This is a genomic window from Aeromonas sp. FDAARGOS 1417, from assembly GCF_019046985.1.
Classification (GTDB): domain Bacteria; phylum Pseudomonadota; class Gammaproteobacteria; order Enterobacterales; family Aeromonadaceae; genus Aeromonas; species Aeromonas veronii.
In genome coordinates this window covers 442,138-460,119 of sequence record NZ_CP077221.1, presented here as the reverse complement: position 1 = coordinate 460,119, position 17,982 = coordinate 442,138, and the positions used below count along the sequence as shown (strand labels likewise).

Here is a 17,982-nt window from a genome sequence, read left to right as displayed (position 1 = left end):
TGGCAGATCCCGAAGACAAAAAAAGCGCCCTGAGGCGCTTTTTTCATATCAACCGGATGATCAAGCTTTGAACTTGCTGAACACCAGGGAGGCGTTGGTACCGCCAAAGCCGAAGCTGTTGGACATGACGGTGTTGAGTTCGGCCGCTTCGTACTCGCGCACGATGGGCAGGCCTTCGGCTTTCTCGTCCAGGGTCTCGATGTTGATGCTGGGGGCGATAAAGCCGTGTTCCATCATCAGCAGGGAGTAGACAGCCTCGTGCACGCCCGCAGCGCCCAGCGCATGACCAGTCATCGCCTTGGTGGCAGAGATCTTGGGACCGTTGGCGCCAAACAGAGTCTGGATAGCTTCCAGCTCTTTGGTATCACCGACCGGAGTGGAGGTGCCGTGGGTGTTGATGTAATCAACCTTGCCCACACCCTGCATCGCCATCTTCATGCAACGCACCGCGCCTTCACCGCTCGGCGCGACCATGTCATAGCCATCGGAGGTAGCACCGTAACCGGTCAGCTCGGCATAGATGTGAGCACCACGGGCCAGCGCATGTTCCAGCTCTTCGATCACCAGAATGCCGCCGCCACCGGAGATAACGAAACCATCGCGGTTCGCATCATAGGTACGGGACGCTTTTTCCGGCGTGTCGTTGTACTTGGTGGAGAGGGCGCCCATGGCGTCAAACTGGATGGTAGAGGACCAGTCCAGCTCTTCACCGCCACCGGCGAAGACCACATCCTGTTTGCCAAGCTGGATCAGCTCAAGTGCGTGACCGATGCAGTGCGCAGAGGTGGCGCAGGCGGAGCTGATGGAGTAGTTGACACCCTTGATTTGGAACGGGGTCGCGAGGCAAGCAGAGGTGGTGGAAGACATGGTGCGCGGCACCATGTAAGGGCCCACACGCTTGACCCCTTTCTCACGGGCGATGTCCACAGATTCCGAGGTGTTCTTGCCGGAGGCACCACCTGAACCGACCACCAGGCCGGTACGCTCGTTGGAGACCTGATCTTCCGCCAGACCGGCATCTTCAATGGCCTGCTGCATGGAGAGGTAGGCGTAGGCCGCAGCGTCGCCCATGAAACGCATGACTTTACGGTCGATCAGTTCAGACGGATCGAGTTTGATGTTACCCCAGACACGGCTGCGCAGGTTGTGCTGCTCGAACTGCTCGGAATAGGTGATGCCGGATTTACCTGCTTTCAGGGAGGCCAGCACTTCTTCCTTGTTGTTGCCGATACTGGAGATGACGCCGATACCGGTGATCACTGCTCTTCTCATTAATTCATCTCGTCTGGAAAAACTGGCGCCAAGTCTACCCGCTTTCGGCTGCCAAACTGGTCTGCTTTCACGTAGAATGCCCGCGATTTTGTGACGCGAGCCGAGGAAAACGTGAGTCAAACATCCTTACATCATGCCCGATTGGACTGGAATGAAGCGGGAACTCCTGTCTCCAGTGACTTCGGGGATGTGTACTTTTCCAATGATAACGGTCTAAGTGAAACCCGCTACGTCTTTTTGCAGCAAAACCGGCTACCTGCGCGATTTTCGCACCACGATAGTGACAGTTTCGTGATAGGTGAAACAGGTTTCGGCACAGGTCTTAACTTTCTGGCGACAATGCAAGCCTTCCTGGAACAGGCGCCCCAATCCGGTAACGGCTCCCGTCTGCACTTCATCAGTTTCGAGAAATACCCCCTGACCCAAGACGATCTGCGCAAGGCGCTGGCCGCCTGGCCTGAACTTGGCCACTTGAGTCAGGATCTTGTCGCCCAATGGCCGCTGCCGGTTTCCGGTTGCCACCGCCTGCATTTTGCGGGTGGCCGCATTCGCCTCGATCTCTGGTTTGGCGACATCAAGGATATGCTGCCGCAGGTGCCTCACCGGGCAGAAGGTCTGGTGGACGCCTGGTATCTGGATGGTTTCTCCCCGGCCAAGAACCCAGAGATGTGGACACAGGAGCTGTTTGATGGTCTCGCTCGCCTCGCCCGTCCCGATTGCTCCATCGCCACCTTTACCTGTGCCGGCTTTGTCCGTCGTGGCCTGATTGCCGCCGGTTTTGCCATGAAGAAGGTGAAGGGCCACGGTAGCAAGCGGGAGATGCTGGTGGGGGATCGCACCGACAAGCAGCCGCAGCAGACCATAGTCCCCTGGTATGCCCGTCCTTCCGGACGCGCTGGCGAGGTGGTGATCATTGGCGGCGGCATCGCCTCGGCCATGACGGCGCTCTCTCTGGTGGAGCGGGGTCGCAAGGTGACGTTGCTGTGTGCAGATGGCGAACCGGCCACCGGCGCCTCGGGCAACCGCCAAGGAGCCCTCTATCCACTGCTTAACGGCGAGCACGATGCGCTGTCACGCTTCTATTCGCTCGCCTTTGGCTATGCCCGCCAACGGCTGCTGGCGTTAGCCGAACGCCACCCCATCGCTTTTGCACTGTGCGGGGTAACCCAGCTCGGTTATGACGACAAATCGGCAGCCAAGCTGGCCAAGATGAGTCAGGGCCCCTTCCCGTCCGAACTGATGCAACCCCTATCGACAGCGGAAGTAGAACAAGTAGTCGGCCTGCCCTGCGGCCACAGCGGCGTCAGTTACCCGCTGGGGGGCTGGCTCTGTCCGGCCGATCTCACCCGCGCCGCTATCAAAGAAGCACAAGCCAGCGGCCTGCTGGAGGTGGTGTTCAACACCGAGGTAGTCGCCATTGCCGAGCAGGCCGATGGCTGGCAAGTAGAAAGCCAGGATGGCCGCCACTGGCAGGCTCCCAATCTGGTGGTCGCTGCCGGTCACCAGTTGCCAACATTGCTCCCCTTTGCCGAGCTGCCCCTCTATCCGGTGCGCGGTCAGGTGAGCCATGTGCCGACCACGGCCAGCTTGCGTCAGCTCAGCACAGTGCTCTGCTACGATGGCTACCTCACGCCGATGCACAACGATCAACACTGCATCGGCGCCAGTTATGGCCGCAACCAGAGCAGCCTTGAATTACGTGCCGAGGAGCAAATCCTGAATCAGGTGCGGTTGCAAGTCTGCCTGCCGGAGCAAACCTGGCCCGCCGAGGTGGATGTGAGTGACAACGAGGCACGCGTAGGGGTTCGTTGTGCCAGTCGGGATCACCTGCCGGTGGTAGGGCCAGTGGCCAGATTGCAAGGTCTGGCGGATCACTATGCGCAGCTGCAGCATGATCAACACAACGTCCAGCCACTCCCCCTTCACCCCGGCCTCTATGTGCTGGGGGCGCTCGGTTCTCGGGGTCTCTGCTCGGCGCCGCTCTGTGGCGAGCTGCTCGCCAGCGAGATCTGCGGCGAGCCCCTGCCGCTGGCCGCCGATCTGCTGGAAGCGCTCCACCCTGCCCGTTACTGGGTACGCAAGCTGCTCAAGGGCAAAGCGCTAGTCTGAACCGGACTCTGCAAACAAATAGAATGGCCGCCCATCAGGCGGCCATTCTATTTATCAAATCGTGCGATGCTGGATATTGCGTCTTGAGATAGCGCTCACTTGGGCCAGTGCACCCCAAGCTGTTCGCCGTAACCTGTCTGACGCTGGAATCCGTCGAGCCGTCCCTTAATCTTGTTCAGCTCGCCACTACCTGCTGCCCACGCGGCATAGCGCAGCGCCTGGCAATCTGCATGACTGGGTAATCCCGCAATCGCCCCGCCCACCTGATTGGCCCCTTGCAGCACCATCTCCTTGAAGCGGGATTCGTAGTCAAACATGCTGGAGAGCAGCCGCCCCCAGCGCTGGCGGGCAGGATCGTTACTGTTCGCGCTCTGACGCCAGCGGGGCAGCAGCACGGTGGCGTTGGTGGTCACCGTCACCCGGTTGAGCTGGCATCGCCCCGGCAACTGCTCGGTATCCAGCTGCCAGTCCACCTGATAACTCGCCTTGCCGAGTACGGGCTTGCCATTCACCTTGGGAGCACTCTGGGCAATCGCCCGGGCAAGCTGCTCCGGACTGGTTGCATTGACCTCATAAAAACGGACATTGATGCGGGACTCTGGCACCACTTGCGGCCGGCTCGGCTGAGCCTGACTCATCAGGGGCAACAGCAACAACCCGACCCCCACTACTCCATAAACCTTGCTGACCATGCCAGACTACCTTCCTTGATTGCACGGGCGGAGTACCAACCTTGGTGAACCCCACCGCCACACAGATGACGGGTATAGCCTATGTGTGACGACGAGGCGGCGCAATACAATGATGCACCCAGAAATCAGAGCACGCTCACAGCTTGCGTGAGCAGAGTATGGCACAAGGCCAAAACTGTATTTTTATTGAGCATGACGGCTGATGCGCTGCCAGTCGAGGTGATAGTTTTTCACATTGATGTCATGACCATCTATCTGAATAAAATGATCATTTTTAAGGCGGTTGGCAAAAAAGTCCTGATCTGCCCCCTCATTGAGCCACAGCTCGCAAAGTCCCCGTTTTCCCTCTCTGGCATAGAATCTCGGAGTGACCAGCAGCGCGACCCCATCTACCCGGATGGCATGACGGGCCAGGCAGCTTGCTTCCGTGGTTTTGGATGCCAGCGCGGCAAAACGGGGTCTGTTCCCCTCGGCAACCACCAGTACGCCGTAAGAGTGAGGAGCCATGAGACGCCGCATGGCGACCGCCTGATGAGGACCGGTTTGATGAAAACCGTCATTGGTTACTGCAAACACGCAAGTAGGTGAAAATAGCATCGCAAGAAGGAAAATAGAGCGTTTAATGCCTAAAAAGTCACCAATCGCCATATAAAAGCCTCAAAAGACAACCAAGGCTGGCAAGGGTAGGCAGCCAAACCCGCTGGGTAAAGTACCTTTACCTTTCTTTAATTCTGTTCATGGGGTTAAACGTTGATTTAGCTCACACAACATCCTGTTTCCAGTCGCCACTCTACCCCTATCGGAATAGACTCCCTCCACTCTCATCCAATCAGAAGGCAACATATGCTGGAACTCATCGTTGGCACCCTGGTCACCCTGGTGGTGGGCCGTGCCATTTTCAAAGGATACTCCGCGACCGGGGTGCTGCTGAGCGGCGGCTTGCTGCTGCTGGTCATCACCGCCATGATGGGCAAGCCGGTACTACCGAGCAAGGTGGTCAGCACCGGTTATATCGCAACCGATATCTTCGAATACGTCCGCTTCCTGCTCAATGACCGTGGCGGTGGACTGGGGATGCTGATCATGGTGCTGTGCGGCTTCGCCGGCTACATGAGCCACATCGGTGCCAACACCATTCTGGTCAAGCTGGCCAGCAAACCGCTCGGCATCATCAAGTCCCCCTATATCCTGCTGGTGGCTGCCTATCTGGTGGCCTGCGCCATGTCGCTGGCGGTCAGCTCCGCTACCGGCCTCGGCGTGCTGTTGATGGCAACCCTGTTTCCGCTGATGGTCAACATGGGGATCTCCCGTGGCGCGGCTGCAGCCGTGTGCGCCTCGCCAGCCGCCATTATTCTGGCACCGACCTCAGGGGACGTGGTGATGGCCGCCCAGGCCGCCAACATGCCGCTGCTGGATTTTGCCTTCAAGCTGACCCTGCCCATCTCGCTGGTGGCGATCGCCTGTATGGCGGTGACCCACTTCTTCTGGCAGCGCTACCTTGATCAAAAATCCGGTGAGCACAACGAGCCGGTCGCCCCGGGTGACCTGGTGACGACTGCGCCTGCCTTTTACGCCATCCTGCCCTTTACCCCCATCATCGGGGTGCTGGTGTTTGACGGCAAATGGGGTCCGCAGCTGGATATCGTCACCATCATCGTCATGTGCATGGTGCTGGCCAGCCTGCTGGAACTTGTGCGTATCCGCAATGGCAAGGAGCTGCTGGACGGTCTGCAGGTCTGCTGGCGCAACATGGCTGATGCCTTTGCCGGTGTGGTCATGCTGCTGGTCGGTGCCGGTGTCTTCGCCCAGGGTCTGATGACCATCGGCTTTATCGACACCCTGCTGGCTCACGCGCAGGATCTCGGTTCGGGTGGTCTGATCATGATGCTGTCACTGGTGGTGATCACCACCCTGGCCGCCTTCACCACCGGCTCGGGCAATGCTCCCTTCTACGCCTTCGTAGAGCTGATCCCCAATCTGGCCAGCAGCCTTGGCATCAACCCGGCCTATCTGGTAATCCCGATGCTGCAAGCCTCCAACCTGGGTCGCACCATTTCTCCGGTCTCCGGGGTGGTGGTCGCCTGTGCCGGGATGGGCAAGCTCTCGCCGTTTGAGGTGGTCAAGCGCACCAGTATGCCGGTCGCCGTCGGCCTGCTGGTGGTGATCGTCGCCACCCAGATCATGGTACCCGCCTGATCGCTGACCAGCCCGGCACCCTGCCGGGCTGGTATCCTCCCCCCCCTTTGCAGTAGACTCGGTGCTCATTTTCCCCCTAAGGAGGACCGAGATGAGTATTACGGTTCAACTTGCCCATTTCAGTGATTGCCATTCCCACTTCGATGGCGCGCCCATGAGCTTCTCCCCTGCCGGTGAAGGCCAGTGGCGCACCCAGTGCGGCGGTTATGCCCGGATCCTGGCCCGACTGACCCAACTGCGTGCCAAAGCCACAGCAGCCGGCCAGCGTTTTCTGTTTCTGCACGGTGGCGACTCCTTTCAGGGCTCTCTCTATTTCAACCGCTTCAAAGGGCGCGCCAACGCCGACCTGCTCGCCATGCTGGCCCCCGATGCCATGGTACTTGGCAACCATGAGTTCGATCTGGGCAATGGCCCGTTGGTGGAGTTCTTGCGCCAGCTCGATTTTCCGGTGCTGGCCGCCAATCTGGACAACAGTCAGGAGCCTGCCGACACAGCCCTCGGACTGTGGGATATTCCCCACCTCTACGACGCCCATCAGCCCTGGCACCGTCGGGTGATCGACGGCGTTCCCTTTGCGCTGCTCGGCATCACCCTCGCCCAGATGGCTGCCATCGCCAACCCGGATCCCCACACCCGTTTCCACGCGGTCGCCGAGACCCTCACTAAAGTGTTGCAGGAGATCAGGCGCGAAGGGATCCACCATATCGTGCTGCTGAGCCACCTCGGGCTGGATCAGGACAAGCTGCTGGCCGAGCGCTTCCCCGAGCTCAGCCTCATCATCGGTGGCCATACCCACAGCCTGCTGGGGGATCTCGCGCCGCTGGGTCTGCCAAGTGAAGGCAGCTATCCGCTGATGAACAACGGGGTGGCCATTTTGCATGCTGGCCACAGCGCCCTCTGCCTCGGTGTCTGCGAGCTCACCTTCGATGAGGCGGGCCGCGTCGTGCAGAGTCAGGGTCAGCTGGAGTGGCTCCCCTGGCAGCCCTGGCCATTTGCCTCCACGCCACCTGTCGGGCTCACCTTCTGCGAGCCGGACCCACAACTGGAGCAACATCTGGCCAAACGCTACCGGCCGGAGATTGAAACCATGAGCCAGCGCATCGTCACCCGACTGGTGGCCCCCCTGCCCCATCAGCGACTGCCGGATGCCACCCTGCCCCACGGCAGCCAGCTCGCCCCGCTGGTGGCCCGCGCCATGCTGACCGCCGCCCGTGAACAGGTAGGCGAGGTGGACTTTGCCCTGCACAATGCTGGCGGCGTGCGCTGCTCGCTGGAGCCGGGCCCCCTGAGCGAAGCAGATATCGCCGGTCGCCTGCTGCCGTTTGCCATTCCCCTCACCCTCTATCGGGTGCACGGTCACGAGTTGGCGGAGGCGCTGGAGAATGCCATCGACAACGCCACCAACAACGGCGTGGTCGGCAATGGCAACGGCAGCTTCCCCTACACCGCAGGGGTGCGATTCACCTATCAGGCCGATCGGCCCAAGGGTCAGCGCATCACCCGACTGGAGTGGGAAGCCGCCCCCGGCAAGTGGCAAGCGGTCAATGCCGAACAGGTCTATCGCGGGGTGTCGAGCGCCTATACCGCCTCCGGCAAGGAGGGTTACACCGCACTGGCGCGCACCCTGACCCAGCACAATCAGGAGCTCGGTATCACCTTGGCCGACGCCTTTATCCGCTGGGCCCGTCACCTGCCGACACTGGAAGCGCAGCCGCCCCTGGTTGAGTACTTCAGTTGATATCGGAGGGATGCTTTGCCACATCCCCCTGACGGCCAATATTGCCGCAGCCAGCGCCCGGTTCCCTGCAAGAACCGGGCTTTTTCGAGAATATTTGCCCCACACGGGCCTGCCCCATTGCATCGCACTCACTAGCTCGGCAAGATAGGCCCGCTTTCAAGACCAGCTGCAGGAACAGGCGACTTCATGAATCACTCCATCCGTTTCACTCCCCCTCGCGTCAACCCGGGTATCAAGCCAGCCATTGTGCTGCTGACCGCCTTGCTGGCGCTGCTCTTCTGTCTGCGCAACCCGCTCTTCCACTCCATGGCGCCGGGCTTTGATGCCTCGCTGTTCGCGGTGATGGGCAAGATGTGGAGCGAAGGTGGCGTGCTCTATCGCGACATGATCGACATCAAGGGGCCGATGATCTTCGCTCTCGACGCGCTGGGTTATCGAATGGGGGGATTTGTCGGGATCTGGACACTGGAGTGGGGGCTCTGCTGGCTCGGATTGCTGGCCAGCTGGCAGGCCTTTGCCCAGCTCGGACTCTCGTTCAAGGCGCGCCTTGGCGCCATGCTGGCGGTGCTGGCTCTCTACGGCACCCGTTACTACTACGGCAACATGACCGAGGACTGGACCTTCCACCTCGCCCTCATCGCCCAGTGGGCCTTCATTACCCTGCTGCTGGACAAGGGATTTCGCTGGTGGCCGGCGCTGGTTGCGGCCCTCACCTTCGCCATCGTGGCCTGGATGCGCACCAACAACGGCGCCTTCTGGGGGGCCTGGTATCTGGTGCTGTTCTACCACTGGTGTCTGCATGAGAAGTGGCGTGACGCCATCTTGCTGCTCATCTCCAGCCTGCTGGGACTGGCGCTGATTGGCGGCCCGCTTTATGCCTACTTCCAGCAGCATGATCTGCTGGCGGCCTTCAAATACTACGCCTTCGACATCTTCTTCGAGGGGAGCTATGGCAACGGCTTCTCCCCCATGGTGGGCGCCGTCGGCCTGCTGCGCACCGGCCTTATCATGCTGCTGCCCGCCTTCATCATTCTAATGTTGAGCCGCCGTCAGGAGTGGTATCTGCCCGCCCTGCTGGCGACCCTGTTTGGGGTGCTGTTTACCCTGATCGCCAACTCGGTCTCCGGCCATGTGTTCGATCACTATGACGTGCTCTATCTGCAACTGGCGGTGCTGCCGCTGGCGGTATTGCTGGATCGCAGCGAACAGCAGGCAGATGCCATCGGGCTGCTCTGCATCTCGCTGGTGGTGCTCACCGCCAGCTGGCTGCTGGCCCAGCAGCTCGCCTTTGGCTGGAGCACCAAGGAGTGGTCCCTCGAGCGGGTCAACGAGGTGCTCGGCACCAGCCTGCTGTGGGCGCTGCCGGTGCTGATCCTCATCCCCCTGTGGCGCGCCTGGGATGTGCGCAGTGCCACCCCCTGGCTGGCAACGCTGGCCATGCTGCTGCTGATGATCAACAACGCCTGGGAAGGCACCCTCAAGGGTCGCCCTTTCAATCCGGCCGCGCAGGTACGGGTTGATCGCATCAAGGCCGAGACAGTCCCGAGCGACAAGATCTGGGTCGATGGCATCCAGCCGCAATATTATCTCTGGACCGATCGCCAGCCAGCGTCCGCCTACCTCTTCTTTGCCAACGTCAATCCGCCCTATGACGTGCGCGAGCGAGTGCTGGCCGATATCCAGCGCCAGAATCCGAAGTTCATCATCGCCAAGCCGGATCGGGTGAGCGAGGAGCTGAAAAAACCGAGCACCCCTTCCCATCTCGCCTTCTATCAATACCTGACCAGCCACTACGAAGAGGTGGATCCGGGTCTCTATCGCCGACGCTGATCGTCAATACGCCCCGCAGGGCGGCCATTGTTGCAATGGCCGCCCTTTTTCTTGCGCCAGAACCCCTTGCAGCAGCGGCCCGCAGTAGGCAAGCCCGCCCGAGATAACTACAATGACGCTCTTTTTGATGTAACGAGTGACACCATGGCGGAACTGACTTATCTGGGCGGCTATCCAGACCCCCTCAAGGCACAGGTACAACAGCTGATTGCGGCGGGCAAGCTGGGGGAGATGCTGGCCAAACGCTATCCGGAGAGCCACCAGATCCAGAGCGACAAGGCGCTGCTCGCCTACACCATGGAGCTGAAGAACCGCTACCTCAAGAGCTCGGCGCCCCTGTCAAAGGTGGTGTTCGATGGCAAGATCAACGTGATCAAGGATGCCCTCGGCCTGCACACCTACGTCAGCCGGGTGCAGGGCAGCAAGCTCAAGGCCAAGAACGAGATCCGCATCGCCGCCCTGTTCAAGGAGGCACCCGCCCCCTTTCTCAAGATGATCGTTGCGCACGAGCTGGCCCATATCAAAGAGAAGGATCACAACAAGAGCTTCTATCAGCTCTGCCAACATATGGAGCCCGACTATCATCAACTGGAGTTTGATCTCAGGCTCTGGCTCACCTGGCGCGATATCGACAAGGCCAACCGCTAGGCTGACAACCGTTTCAGGGAGGAAACATGCCATTTGCCGCCATCCCCTTTGGTGCCACCCGCTTTATTGCCACTTTGGTAATGGCCAGCTTGGGCCGCGCTGACTATCCCCGCTTCACGTTACGCGGGCTGCTGGCCCTGCTGATTCTGCTCGCGGGCCACAGCGCCCGTGCCGATGAGCGCTGGCAGAGCGACAGCTATCTGGTCGAGAGCTTTATGGCCATCGCCATGGAGCGGGAGTATGGCGAAGCCAGGCAGACCCGTTTTGCCCGCTGGCAGCAGCCGATCCGGCTGCAACTTATCAACGAGTCGGGTGACAAGCCGCTGCAGGCCGACGTGGTGAAGGTACAGGCAGCCCATCTGGCCCGCATCACCGGCCACCCCATCAGCATGGTGGCCGCAAAGCCCAACCTCACCCTGATCATGACCGACTACAGCAAGATGAAGAGCTGGGCCAACCGCACCATGGGGGGCGATCCATCGGTCAAGATGGCGCTCAAGGAGGGGCTCTGCCTTGCCAACTTCGCAACCAATGCGAAACACGAGATCAGCCGTGCCACCATCATCATTCCGGTAGACTACAGCCGGGCCAAGGGACGCTTTCTCGACTGCGTGGTGGAGGAGTTCACCCAGGTGATGGGGCTGCCCAACGACTCGGACAAGGTGTTTCCCTCCATCTTCAATGACAACAGCATCGACAGCTTTTTGACCGGGCTGGACTATGTGCTGCTCAAGATAGCCTATCACCCGGCCATCAAAGCCGGAATGAGCAGTGACGAGATCCGCGCCGCACTGCCTATCGCACTGGCCGATCTGCGTGCCAAAGGGGAGATCCGCGAAGCCAATCGCCGGGTGCAACAGCAGAGCCTGAAAAGCTGGGCAGGGTTGTAACGGCATGGCTCAACCCAGAGCCAGACAAGCCATCGCGAACTCATCACCAACAAAAACGCAGCCACCTGGCTGCGTTTTTGTTGTATGGGTATCAGCAGTGCATTAGCGGGCATGCACGTTTATCCACAACCCATTTATCCAACGTCCGAGTTATCCACTGACCGTGCGGGATCAGGAGGCGACGTTCTCTTCCGGCATCCAGCTCTCGGCGTTCTCCCACACCTCCTGCACCATGGCTTCGGCCAGCTCTTTGTCTTCCTTGCTGGCACGGCTGACGGTCAGGGCCATGGCACTGCCCGGCGCGACCCGCACATGGATGTCGGGGAATTTTTCGCCAAGCTGCTTGAGCAGCTCCTGACGCAGCGCCTCCATGGTCGAGGTCGGGATCTGATGTTTTCTGTCGATGATGATTTCAAGACGCATAGGAAACTTCTCCATTATTTATAACTGTATTTTTATACAGTATTTATGGGAAGTAAAGTGCCATCTTGCACCAATCAGAAAAGATCCAGCTGCTGACCACAGATCCGGTCGAACGACTCGCCGATAAAGGGCAGGATGGCATCGGCAATGGGCCGCAACTGCTTGTCTATGTAGTGTTCGTAATCGATGGCACTGCGCCTGTACTCCAGCGGCTCGGGGCCATTAAGGGTCATCAGATAGGCGATGGCGCCCCGATGCTGATAGCGCTGGGGCAGACCACGGCGCAGGTTCTCCTCATCGGCCAGCCGCGCCGCCCGCACATGGGGCGGCACATTCTTCTGATACTCTTCGAGCTTCTGGCGTAGCCGTTTGCGGTAGATGAGCAGATCGTCGTGGCGACCGGCGCGGGTCTCATCCACCATGGTGCGCACATAGCCGCTGGGATCTTCATCGTGAAACACCAGCTCGTAGAGGCGGGTCTGAAACTGCTTGGCCAGCATGGTCCAGTCGGTGCGCACCGATTCGAGCCCCTTGAACACCAGCTGTTCACTCCCCTCACTGGCCTTGCCAACCAGCCCCGCATAGCGCTTCTTGCTGCCCTTCTCCAGCCCGCGGATGGTGGGCATCAGAAAGCGGCGATAGTGGGTCTCGTACTGGATCTCGAGATAACTCGGCAGGCCGAACTCGCGCCTGATCAGTGCAGCCCAGTTATCGTTGATCATTTGAGCCAGTCGCTGGCCGATCTCGTCCGCCTCATCGGGGCTGGTCTCGCGCCCCAGATGGACAAAGGTGGAGTCAGTATCGCCATAGATCACCTCGAACCCCTTCTCTTCAATCCACTCGCGGGTCTGCTGCATGATGCTGTGGCCACGTAGGGTGATAGATGAGGCCAGGCGCGGATCATAGAAACGGCAGCCCCCCGACCCCAGCACGCCGTAGAAAGAGTTCATGATGATCTTGATGGCCTGGGAGAGCGCCTTGTTGCTGGCGGCCTTGGCCCGATCCCGCGCCGCCCACAAGGTAGCGATGAGATCCGGCAAAAAGTGCCGCTCGCGGGAAAACATGGCACCGCGAAAGCCCGGAATGGCGTGCTCGGGATGCAGCAGCCCCTCGATGAGCCCCATGGGGTCGATGCAGAAGGTGCGGATGATGCTGGGGTAGAGGCTCTTGAAATCGAGTACCAGCACGTGGCGATAGAGACCGGGTTTGGAGTCCATCACATAGCCGCCGGGGCTTGCTAGCCCACCGTCGGCCGGCAGATTGGGGGCCACGTAGCCGCCACGATGCAGCCGCGGCAGATAGAGGTTGGTAAAGGCCGCCACCGAGCCCCCTACCCTGTCCAGCTCAAGGCCGGTGAGGGAGGCGCGTTCAATGACAAAAGGGATGAGGTGGCAGTAGTCAAAGATCTCCCACACCAGCTTGCAATCTTCCAGGTTGTAGCGGGCCAGCGCCTCCTTGTCGGAGTGGAACAGCTCGGTGATCTTCTCCCCCCGATTGGCCACGTCCGCGATATCCTTGCCACGGCCGAGCAGTTCGCTCGCCACCGCATCCAGGCTGTAGCTGGCAAACTGCCAGGTGGCGCTTTTCAGGGTATCGATGCCATCGAGCACCATGCGTCCGGGGATAATGACGTTACCGGTCTGGGGATCGCCCCGTGACGAGCGCCAGAAACAGAGCTCGCGCCCCCGCCCGAGCCGCAGCCGCCGCTTGTTAAGCTCGGCGCGGCGTAGCAGCAGGCGAAAATCAAAATTGACCACGTTCCAGCCGATGACCAGATCAGGGTCATGCAGGCTGAACCAGCTCTCCAGCGCACTCAGCAGGGCGCTCTCGTCCTCTACCCACTGGACCTGGGTGCCCCAGCTCTCGGCATCCGCTTCCGGGGTGCCAATCATGATGACCCGCGCATCCTGCTCGCTATAAAGACCGACCGAGAAGAGGGCCCCGTCCATGGCGCACTCCACATCCAGCGACACCCAGGAGAGGGTTGGCGTCACCGCCTGCGGCGCGCAGCGCGCCTCGTTCACCTCCCAGTAGCCCTGCTTGCCCCCCTTTTTTACCGCCCGGCCATCAAAGCGCACGCCAGCGGTGATGAAACGCTCCATCAGAAACCGCTCCGGCAGCCGGATATCCGCCTCGAAGTGCTCCAGTCCGCGAATGAGCAGCAGTTCGATGGCGCGGTGAAAGGCGCTCAGGGTAGTGAAATAGCAGCCCACCACAGGGCGACCGTCGAAGGTGTGCATCGGCAGGCGGCGAAACCGCCCGCTCACCCCGGCCCCTTTGAACAGCTCGGCGGCTTCTACCATGTGGCTCTGTGGCAAAAAGAACACCGGCTCCTGCCCCGGCACCACCACCCGCACCGGCCCCTGCGCGCTCCAGAGCCACATCACGATTTCGGTGGTTGCAGGCTGCCCGTTGCGACCGCGCACGTCCCGACCGTGGCGGGTCAGGATAAAACCGTCGAGGGGCGGAGTGGCGGGTACGGTGGGCTGGGTTGCAGTCATGAAGCGTAAAGGGGCTGTCCGAGAATGGGACTATTGTACGTTCATACAGTGCCTGCTCGCAATCGTCACGCTGGCTGCGAGGCGAGAGTCAAACTGGTAAGCTCGATCCGGTCGTTATTCCCGCCCATCCCGTTCTTACCACTCTTCGCCGACGAAAGGAGTCTTTGTGGCAATCTATTCCCTGTTGGATCAGCTGGCTATCCCCTACCAGCGCTTTGACCATCCCCCGGTGTTTACCTGTGAGGAAGCGAGCAGGCTGCTGCCCGACCTGCCCGCCGCCAAGACCAAGAACCTCTTTTTGCGCGATCCGAAAAGCGAGCGGCTGTTTCTGGTGGTGAGTCCGGAGGAGCGCCGGGTCGATCTCAAGGCGCTGGCAGCCATGCTCGGCGTCAAGCGGCTGAGCTTTGGCTCCCCCGAGCGGCTCGATGCGGTGCTCGGCCTTACCCCGGGATCGGTGACCCTGCTCGCCATGGTGCGCGACAGGGAAAAAGCGGTAGAGCTGGTGGTGGACGAGGCCATCTGGCAGGCCGAACAGGTGCAGTGCCATCCGCTGGTCAACACCGCTACTCTGATCATCCGCCTCGACGACGTGCGCCGTCTGCTGACCCATCTGGACAGGGAGGCCATCGTAATGCGCTTGCCTGCTGCAACCTGCGATTAGCACGACGTCTGGCGGTTGGGTTCACCCTGCCGCCAACACAACCACCTTTCACGCAGCGAAATTGACTGACAAGACAATAAAATGCCCTCTTGCGCTCTGATAAATCGAGTCAGCAGTTGCCATCGTGCAAGAAGTCGGAGGTGAGCACATTCGGCCATTTAACCCATTGATAATAGGTTGGATTCATGTTGTGATCGGCCACTGCCAGCGGGCGATACCCCATCGCCTGTTCGTTCACAGGTGACTTCCCAGAGAGCCCCTTGATGCCAAGTCTGTTTTCCTCGGCCCAGTTGTTGAGTCTGGTGCTGTTCGTCACGCTGTCACATGTGGGGGTCGCCACCATTTTCGCCGCCATGTGGCACACCCATCGCCAGATCAGGGCATTGATCTACTGGTCAGCGGGGGAACTGGTTATCGCGGGGGCTTTTTGCTGCCTGCTGCTGCGCCCCCTTGAGGGAAATGCATCCCTTGCCAATATTCTCTGCACCAACCTGCTGTTGATGTCGACCACCCTGCTCTATGAACGGGGTATGCGCCACTTCTTTCGCCGTGAAGCCGACCAACTGGGCTGGCTGCTGCCCGCCGTTACCCTCGGCGGTTTCGTCCTGTTTGCCCTGACCGCCCTGCAGCAACCCCTCTTTGATGTGCATAGCCGGATCATCGTGCTCTCCGGCGTGCTCTCGCTGCAGATTGCGCTGCTTATCTGGCAGCTCTGGCGCTACCAGCGGCTGGCCCCCGTCTATCGGGTGCTGCGCTTTGCCATTCTGCTGCTCGGCCTGCAACTGCTGTTACAACTGCTGCGGATCGCCAAACATCTCTGGCAGCCGGAGCTGGCGGCCAACTCCTTCACCGACCCGCTGCTCGGGCCTGTGATCCTGCTCAGCCTGCTCTTTACCATCGCCCGCAGTTATCTGCTGCTGAGCCTGGTCCACACCCGCCAACAGCAAGCCCTGCTGGTCACCCAGCGCAAGCTGGAGCGGCGCGCCAATCAGGACGAGCTGACTGGCCTGTTCAGCCGCCACTATTTCGAACGCCAGGTTGCCCTGCGTGCCCGCGAGATGGCTAGCCCTAGCCAGCTGCTGCTGATCGATCTGGACAACTTCAAGCAGATCAACGACCGCCACGGCCACCCCGCCGGTGATGCCATGCTGCGGGCCGTGGGTCGGGTGATCGCCAATACCCTGCCTTCCGAGGGCATGGCCGGTCGGCTTGGTGGCGATGAGCTGGCCCTGCTGCTGATGGCGGACCCGCAGACCCTGCCCGACTACTGCCACAGTCTGCAACAGCAGATCGCCGAGGCGACCCGGGCGCTGGCCGGTGGCCCCATCAGCCTCAGCATCGGCCTCACCTCGCTGCACCCTGACGAGGGGTTTGAAGCGGCCTACCTACGAGCGGATCAGGCTCTTTACGCCGCCAAACAGGCTGGAAGGCAACGGGCCTGCGTGCAGGAGCTCCACCACAACGAGCCGCAACCGCTGCCGCCCTGTGCGCTCCTGTCATGAGCGCAGCGCTCGCTCTGCAGTGCCGACCGGCTAGGCTGGCAGATGCCCCGGCTTACCGGCGCTATGTCACCGAATGCGCCAAAGACGGACAGCCGCTCTATCAGGTGGCACAATTTGACCCGGACGGCTGGCTACAGAGCCTGCTGGATCACGCCAAAGGGCGCAACTTGCCCAGTGGATACCTGCCGACCACCACCTATTTTGCCCTCGATGGCGAGGAGATCATCGCCACCCTGCGTCTTCGTCACGGTGACAATGAGGCAACCCGCCAGTGGCTGGGTCATATCGGTTACGAAACCCGCCCCTCTCACCGTGGCGAAGGGGCCGCGATCGTGCTGCTACGCTGGGTACAACAACAGGTGCTGGCAGCGCCGGTGCTGATCTGCTGTGACCAGGATAATCTGGCCTCCCGCAAGGTCATTACGGCAGCCGGTGGCGTGTTGCTGGGGCGGCACTTCCATCCGGGGGATCGCAACTGGCTGGAGATGTATCAGCTAGCCCCCTGCCCCAGCCGACCATAGCCGCAGCAGTAATAAAAAGAGCGCCCCGAAGGCGCTCTTTTTGCGGACGTGGCAAGACCGTTAGTAGCTGTCTTCCTGCTCCGCCTTCATCCGGGCCTGACGGGCATAGGCCTCCTCCTCGGCGCTCTCAATCTCCTGCAGCACCGAATCGAGATCGATGGCGGCGCGGCTCTCTTCAAAGTGGCCGGTCAGCTCGCTCTCGGGGGTGAGCTTGCCATCTTCAAACAGCGCCCACATCTCCTGGGCATAACGGGTCTTGAGCAGTTCGGGGGCATACATGCCGTAGTAGTTGCGCATGTTGTTGACGTCCCGCTCCAGCATCGCCTTGGCCTGGTTGTTGGCGGCGGCATCCACCACCTGGGGCAGGTCGATGATGACCGGGCCCTGTTCATCCACCAGCACATTGAACTCGGAGAGATCGCCGTGGATAAGACCGGCGCAGAGCATCCGCACCACGTAACGGATCACCTTGGCATGGTCGATGACCGCCTGCTCGGGGGTAAGCGCCACATCGTTGAGGCGCGGCGCGACATTGCCATCCTCATCGGTGATAAGTTCCATCAAGAGGACACCATCGAGGCAGACATAGGGCTGTGGCACCCGCACACCGGCCGCCGCCAGCTTGAACAGGGCGTCGACCTCGGTGTTCTGCCACACCTCTTCATGCTGTTTGCGGCCGTACTTGGAGCCCTTCTCCATGGCGCGAGCGCTGCGGCTGTTACGCACCTTGCGCCCCTCCTGATAGACCACGGCCTGCTTGAAGCTGCGCTTGGACGCCTCTTTATAGACTTTGGCGCAGCGGATCTCGTCGCCGCAGCGCACCACATAGACGTCGGCCTCTTTGCCGCTCATCAACCGGCTGACGACCTCATCGACCAGGCCGTCATCAACCAGAGGTTGGATTCGATTTGGAATTTTCATGGCCGCCCTTTTACCCTATTTCCGCTCTCGAAGATAGCTCCGCGCACGCTCACCTGCCTCTCCCTTTCATAAGACACC

At 60.7% G+C, this 17,982-nt stretch carries 15 protein-coding genes; 9 read left to right on the top strand and 6 right to left on the bottom strand.

Annotation, left to right across the window (positions count from 1 at the left end):
- Nucleotides 1–60 precede the first annotated feature (60 nt).
- Nucleotides 61–1,272, bottom strand: a complete 1,212-nt coding sequence (fabB, locus tag I6L47_RS02000; protein WP_005336905.1) for a beta-ketoacyl-ACP synthase I — start codon at nt 1,270–1,272, stop codon at nt 61–63.
- Nucleotides 1,273–1,362: 90 nt separating this feature from the next.
- Here fabB and mnmC point away from each other — a divergent pair, with 90 nt between their 5' ends.
- Nucleotides 1,363–3,381: a bifunctional tRNA (5-methylaminomethyl-2-thiouridine)(34)-methyltransferase MnmD/FAD-dependent 5-carboxymethylaminomethyl-2-thiouridine(34) oxidoreductase MnmC gene (gene mnmC / locus I6L47_RS01995; RefSeq protein ID WP_216948541.1), complete on the top strand. Its 2,019-nt coding sequence runs from the start codon at nt 1,363–1,365 to the stop codon at nt 3,379–3,381.
- A 95-nt stretch (nt 3,382–3,476) separates the two neighbouring features.
- Here mnmC and I6L47_RS01990 read toward each other — a convergent pair whose 3' ends face one another.
- Both I6L47_RS01990 and I6L47_RS01985 read right to left on the bottom strand, forming a co-directional pair.
- Entirely contained in the window at nt 3,477–4,073 is a 597-nt protein-coding gene (locus I6L47_RS01990) for a DUF922 domain-containing protein (protein WP_216948540.1), read from the bottom strand.
- Between the two features lie 183 nt (nt 4,074–4,256).
- On the bottom strand, nt 4,257–4,721 hold the full coding sequence (locus I6L47_RS01985) for a hypothetical protein (protein WP_216948539.1): 465 nt from the start codon (nt 4,719–4,721) through the stop codon (nt 4,257–4,259).
- Nucleotides 4,722–4,916: 195 nt separating this feature from the next.
- Here I6L47_RS01985 and dcuC point away from each other — a divergent pair, with 195 nt between their 5' ends.
- From dcuC to I6L47_RS01960, 5 genes are all read left to right on the top strand, one after another.
- Nucleotides 4,917–6,269, top strand: a complete 1,353-nt coding sequence (gene dcuC, locus I6L47_RS01980) for an anaerobic C4-dicarboxylate transporter DcuC (protein ID WP_005336914.1) — start codon at nt 4,917–4,919, stop codon at nt 6,267–6,269.
- 91 nt (nt 6,270–6,360) lie between these two features.
- Entirely contained in the window at nt 6,361–8,007 is a 1,647-nt protein-coding gene (locus I6L47_RS01975) for a bifunctional UDP-sugar hydrolase/5'-nucleotidase (protein WP_216948538.1), read from the top strand.
- Nucleotides 8,008–8,193: 186 nt separating this feature from the next.
- Nucleotides 8,194–9,837, top strand: a complete 1,644-nt coding sequence (locus I6L47_RS01970) for a hypothetical protein (RefSeq protein ID WP_216948537.1) — start codon at nt 8,194–8,196, stop codon at nt 9,835–9,837.
- Between the two features lie 144 nt (nt 9,838–9,981).
- Nucleotides 9,982–10,485, top strand: coding sequence for a M48 family metallopeptidase (locus I6L47_RS01965; RefSeq protein ID WP_108612333.1), 504 nt, complete (start codon nt 9,982–9,984; stop codon nt 10,483–10,485).
- 26 nt (nt 10,486–10,511) lie between these two features.
- Nucleotides 10,512–11,375: a DUF2927 domain-containing protein gene (locus I6L47_RS01960; protein ID WP_108612334.1), complete on the top strand. Its 864-nt coding sequence runs from the start codon at nt 10,512–10,514 to the stop codon at nt 11,373–11,375.
- A 171-nt stretch (nt 11,376–11,546) separates the two neighbouring features.
- Here the strand turns inward: I6L47_RS01960 and I6L47_RS01955 are convergent, their stop codons facing one another.
- Nucleotides 11,547–11,798: a DinI family protein gene (locus I6L47_RS01955; protein WP_005333426.1), complete on the bottom strand. Its 252-nt coding sequence runs from the start codon at nt 11,796–11,798 to the stop codon at nt 11,547–11,549.
- A 74-nt stretch (nt 11,799–11,872) separates the two neighbouring features.
- Nucleotides 11,873–14,299 carry a DNA polymerase II gene (locus I6L47_RS01950; RefSeq protein ID WP_216948536.1) on the bottom strand — a complete coding sequence of 809 codons (2,427 nt, stop codon included), beginning with the start codon at nt 14,297–14,299 and terminating at the stop codon, nt 11,873–11,875.
- Nucleotides 14,300–14,465: 166 nt separating this feature from the next.
- On the opposite strand from I6L47_RS01950, the gene I6L47_RS01945 reads away from it, so the two are divergent.
- The 3 genes from I6L47_RS01945 to I6L47_RS01935 all read left to right on the top strand — a co-directional run bounded on the left by I6L47_RS01945 (nt 14,466) and on the right by I6L47_RS01935 (nt 16,983).
- Nucleotides 14,466–14,960: a prolyl-tRNA synthetase associated domain-containing protein gene (locus tag I6L47_RS01945; RefSeq protein ID WP_216948535.1), complete on the top strand. Its 495-nt coding sequence runs from the start codon at nt 14,466–14,468 to the stop codon at nt 14,958–14,960.
- Nucleotides 14,961–15,223: 263 nt separating this feature from the next.
- Nucleotides 15,224–16,462 (top strand): GGDEF domain-containing protein, encoded by a 1,239-nt coding sequence (locus tag I6L47_RS01940; RefSeq protein WP_118853766.1) that lies wholly within the window; start codon nt 15,224–15,226, stop codon nt 16,460–16,462.
- On the top strand, nt 16,459–16,983 hold the full coding sequence (locus tag I6L47_RS01935) for a GNAT family N-acetyltransferase (RefSeq protein WP_118853765.1): 525 nt from the start codon (nt 16,459–16,461) through the stop codon (nt 16,981–16,983). The genes I6L47_RS01940 and I6L47_RS01935 overlap by 4 nt, the downstream gene beginning before the upstream one ends.
- Nucleotides 16,984–17,043: 60 nt before the next feature.
- Here I6L47_RS01935 and I6L47_RS01930 read toward each other — a convergent pair whose 3' ends face one another.
- A complete protein-coding gene (locus I6L47_RS01930; protein ID WP_107684862.1) occupies nt 17,044–17,904 on the bottom strand; it encodes a PA4780 family RIO1-like protein kinase in 861 nt (286 codons plus the stop codon).
- Nucleotides 17,905–17,982 lie beyond the last annotated feature (78 nt).